The sequence below is a fragment of the Sphingomonas sp. genome, assembly GCF_036677245.1.
Lineage (GTDB): Bacteria > Pseudomonadota > Alphaproteobacteria > Sphingomonadales > Sphingomonadaceae > Allosphingosinicella.
Genome location: NZ_JAKFCG010000090.1, coordinates 1 through 4,426 on the forward strand (window position 1 = coordinate 1; position 4,426 = coordinate 4,426).

Consider the following 4,426-nt stretch of genomic DNA (forward strand, 5'->3'; position numbering starts at 1 on the left):
ATTGGAACGTAGCGACATTCCTTTGGGATGCCAAGCTTTTTTTAAACGCCGCGTTGTCGCACGAAGCAAAGGGCCCGGGCGTGACCGCCGAGATCGCAGCGGGTGTCGGCATGCCGCAAGCCCTGCCGCAGGAATATGTCGGCGACATCTTCCTCCTGCCCTGCCCCGATCTCGACCATGACCGCGCCGTCGGGCACGAGATGGGCGGCACTGTCGCGCGCGATGATCCGGTAGGGATCAAGTCCGTCGGTCCCGCCGTCCAGCGCCCGCAGCGGATCGAAGCGGCGCACCTCGCGCGAGAGGGTGCCGATTTCCACGGACGGAATGTAGGGTGGGTTCGAGACAATCAGGTCGAACGGTCCTTCGACCGCCGCAAACCAGTCGGACCTGACGAAGGCGATCCGTCCGGCCAGGCCCAGCGCCTCGGCGTTGGTCTTGGCGGTCATCAGGGCGCCGGGCGCGATGTCGGTCGCAATCGCGCTCACGCGCGGTTCCGCTGACAGCAGCGCAAGTGCGATGGCGCCGGTGCCCGTGCCGAGGTCGAGGATGCGGCAGGCGCCGCGCTTGTCGCAGATGCTTCGCGCGAAAGGCAGCGCCAGATCCACCAGCGCCTCGGTGTCCGGCCGCGGCTCCAGCGTGTCGGGCGAAAGCGCAAGGCGCAGTCCGTAGAACTCGCGCGCGCCGAGGATGCGATGCACCGGCTCGCCGGCGGCGCGGCGCGCGAGCGCAGCGGACAGCTTTTCGGCGATTTCCGCCGGAACAGCCATATCCGGCCGCGCCAGAAGGTCGGTGCGGGTCGTGCCGGTGAGTTCCTCGACAAGGACCCGGGCATCGAGCGCGGCATCGGCGATGCCGGCGTCGGAAAGGCCCGCCCGGGCGATGCGGTGGAGGTCGGAAAGGGTGGTCATGAACCTGGAGCTTCACCGAAGGGTAGCACTCTTCACGCCCCCCTCTGTCCCGCAGGCGTCTCAGATCGCGCAATTGGTTCGACCACGGCGGCCCCCACCCCGCTCAATTCGTCCCGAACTCCGCCAGCAACTTCGACTGATGATCCGCCGTCAGCGCGTCGACGACTTCGTCGAGGTCGCCTTCCATAACCCGGTCGAGTTTGTAGAGCGTCAGGTTGATGCGGTGGTCGGTGAGGCGTCCCTGCGGGAAGTTGTAGGTGCGGATGCGCTCCGACCGGTCGCCCGATCCGACCTGCGCCTTGCGCGATTCGGACCTATCCGAATCCGCCTTGCTGCGCTGGAGATCGTAGAGCTTGGCGCGCAGAATCTGGAACGCCTTGGCGCGGTTCTGGTGCTGCGAGCGACCCGATTGCAGCAAGACGATTCCGCTCGGGATATGGGTTATGCGCACCGACGAATCGGTGGTGTTGGCGTGCTGGCCGCCGGCGCTCGACGCGCGCAGTGTTTCCAGCCGAACGTCTTCCGGCTTGATTTCGACGTCGACCTCTTCCGCCTCCGGCAGCACCGCGACGGTTGCGGCCGACGTGTGGATGCGTCCCTGCGTTTCGGTGTCGGGCACGCGCTGGACCCGATGGACGCCCGATTCGAACTTCAGCGCCGCGAACACGCCGCGGCCGGAGATCGAGGCGATGATTTCCTTGTAGCCGCCCTTTTCGCCTTCGCTGGCCGAGACCACCTCGATCTTCCAGCCTTTGGATGCGGCATAGCGCTCGTACATGCGGAACAGATCGCCGGCGAAGAGCGCGGCTTCGTCACCGCCCGTGCCGGCGCGGATTTCGAGGATTGCGTTGCGTTCGTCGGCGAGGTCGCGCGGCAGGAGCAGGATCTGGATCGACTTCTGCAGCGCTTCGATCCGCTCGGCGACCTCGTCGAGTTCGGCCTCGGCGAGGTCGCGCATCTCCTTGTCGGTGCCCGCATCGGCGAGCATTGCCTCGATGCCGGCCTTCTCGGCCTCGGCCTTGCGCAGGTCGCGCACCTTGCCGGCCATGTCCTGGATCTCGGCATATTCCGAGGCGAGCTTGACATAGGCGTCAGGATCGACGCCGGACGCCATCTGGGCTTCCAGCATCTCGTAGCGCTTGACGACCTGATCGAGGCGATCGTTGGGGAGTGCGGTCATGGCTGGCTCAAAGCGGGATGCCGTTTTCCGCGGCGAAGGCCTGCAGGTCGCGGCGAAGGTTGCGGAATGCGCCGCCGGCGGCGAGCGCGGCCCCGAGCATGTCCTCGAGGCGACCGACCTGGAGCTCGCACAGCATCGCCTTTACCGGGCCGATCGCGGCGGGTGACATGGAGATGGAGCGGTAGCCGAGGCCGACCAGCGTCATCGCCGAGATCGGCCGGCCGGCGAGTTCGCCGCACAGCGTCACCGGCGTGTTCGCCCGCGCACCCGCATCCGCGATCTGCTTCAGGACGCGCAGGAACGGCACCGACAGCGGGTCGAACCGGTCGGAAAGGAGCGCATTGCCGCGATCGGTGGCCATGACGAACTGGAACAGGTCATTCGAGCCGACCGAGACGAAGTCGACCGCCTCCATCAGCTCGTCGAGCTGCCACAACAGCGCCGGCACCTCGACCATCGCGCCCATCTTTAGGGTCGTGGGAAGCAGATAGGCGTGGCGCGACAGGTGGCGCACCTCGCGGTCGATGATCTCGCGCGCCTGCGAAATCTCGTCGAGTTGCGTCACCATGGGCAGCATGATGCGCAGCTCGCCGCCGCCGGCGGCGCGCAGGAGCGCCCGCACCTGCGTGCGCAGCAGGCCCGGACGGTCGAGCGTCAGCCGGATGGCGCGCCAGCCGAGCGCCGGGTTCTCTTCCTGCGCAGCGCCGCGGAAATAGGGCAGCACCTTGTCGCCGCCGATGTCGATGGTGCGGAAGGTGACCGGCTTGCCCTTCGCCGCGTCGATCACCTCGCGATAGAGCCGCTCCTGCGCCTCGGCGCGCGGGAAGGTGGCGGCGACCATGAACTGCAGTTCGGTGCGGAACAGCCCGATGCCGGCGGCGCCCGCCTCGGCGAGCTGCGGCAGGTCGACCGCGAGGCCGGCATTCATCATCAGGTCGACATGCACGCCGTCCTTCGACACAGACGGCTTGTCGCGCAGCTCGCGGTAGAGTTCCTGCCGGCGGGCGCGGAAGCGCACCTTTTCGGCATAGGCCGCCTCGACGTCGGGCTGCGGCCGCAGCTGCACCGTGCCGTCCTCGCCGTCGACGATGATGGCGTCGCCGTTTTCCGACATCGACACCACGCCCTTGAGCTGGCCGGCGACGGGGATGCCCATTGCGCGCGCGACGATGACGACATGGCTGGTGACGGAGCCCTCTTCCAGCACCAGTCCGCGCAGCTTCTCACGCGGATAGTCGAGGAGTTCCGCCGCGCCCATCTGGCGGGCGACGATGATGGCGTCCTTCGGCAGGCTGGCCGCGACCATCTCCGGCCCCCGCCCCATCAACTGCCGCAGCAGGCGGTTGGCGAGATCGTCGAAATCGCTCATCCGCTCGCGCAGATAGGGATCGGTCATATGCGTCATGCGCGCCCGCATGTCGCTCTGCACCTTCTCGACCGCGGCCTCGGACGAGAGCCCGTTGCGGATTGCCTCCTCCAGGCGCCGGACCCAACCGCGGTCGTGCGCGAACATGCGGTAGGCTTCGAGCACGGCGCGATGCTCGCCCTCGAAGGCGACCTCGCGGCGGGACATCATGTCGTCGATCGACAGGCGGAGCGACCCCAGCGCCTCGTCGAGGCGCTTCAGCTCGTCTTCGATGTCCTCGTTGAACAGGTTGGTGACGACGATGCGCGGCTCGTGCAGCACGACATGGCCAAGGCCGACGCCTTCGTTGAAAGACAGGCCGGTGAAGCTCGCCGGACGCGACATATCGAGCTCGAGGCCGGGCCGGCTCAACCGGCCGATGTCGCCCGACGCGATCATCTCGGCAATCACCATGGCGGTGGTTTCGAGCGCCTCGATCTCGTCGTCGCGGTAGTGGCGCATGGTCTTGTTCTGGACGACCAGAACGCCGAGCGTGCGCCCTGCCCTGAGCACCGGCACGCCAAGGAAGGAGTGATAGATCTCCTCGCCGGTCTCCGGCAGGTAAGCGAAGGCGGGATGTTCCTGGGCGTTGGAAAGATTGAGCGCACGCGCGCTCGCCGCGATGGTGCCGACAAGGCCCTGGCCGAGACGCAGCTGGGCCAGGTGAACGGCGTTGGGATTGAGACCGACGGTGGCGTAGAGCTCGAGCACCGAGTCGGCGCGCAGCACGTAGAGCGAGCAGACTTCGGCCACCATGTTGGCGGCGATATCGCGCACGATCCTGTCGAGCCGTTCCTGTGGCTCGAGGGGCTCCGCCATCAATTCGCGGAGCCGCTTCAGAAGTACGCGCGGCCCGGCGGCCATGTCACGTATCATTCACCGTCTCCAATGGTTGGACCCGGCGCGGCACGTGCTTGCCACGCCGGCAACGCG

3 protein-coding genes are annotated in these 4,426 nt (G+C 67.4%); all 3 read right to left on the minus strand.

The features are described from left to right. Window positions 1-41: 41 nt before the first annotated feature. The 3 genes from prmC to ptsP all read right to left on the minus strand — a co-directional run bounded on the left by prmC (window position 42) and on the right by ptsP (window position 4,369). Window positions 42-908, minus strand: coding sequence for a peptide chain release factor N(5)-glutamine methyltransferase (gene prmC / locus V6M48_RS10680; protein WP_332812525.1), 867 nt, complete (start codon window positions 906-908; stop codon window positions 42-44). 103 nt (window positions 909-1,011) lie between these two features. Beyond that, a complete protein-coding gene (prfA, locus tag V6M48_RS10685) occupies window positions 1,012-2,088 on the minus strand; it encodes a peptide chain release factor 1 (RefSeq protein ID WP_332812526.1) in 1,077 nt (358 codons plus the stop codon). A 7-nt stretch (window positions 2,089-2,095) separates the two neighbouring features. Next, on the minus strand, window positions 2,096-4,369 hold the full coding sequence (ptsP, locus tag V6M48_RS10690) for a phosphoenolpyruvate--protein phosphotransferase (protein WP_332812527.1): 2,274 nt from the start codon (window positions 4,367-4,369) through the stop codon (window positions 2,096-2,098). Window positions 4,370-4,426 lie beyond the last annotated feature (57 nt).

Bases quoted from the DNA above. Each gene is read 5' to 3' on its own strand.
- prmC (WP_332812525.1), bottom strand. From the start codon at position 908: ATGACCACCCTTTCCGACCTCCACCGCATCGCCCGGGCGGGCCTTTCC.
- prfA (WP_332812526.1), bottom strand. From the start codon at position 2,088: ATGACCGCACTCCCCAACGATCGCCTCGATCAGGTCGTCAAGCGCTAC.
- ptsP (WP_332812527.1), bottom strand. From the start codon at position 4,369: ATGATACGTGACATGGCCGCCGGGCCGCGCGTACTTCTGAAGCGGCTC.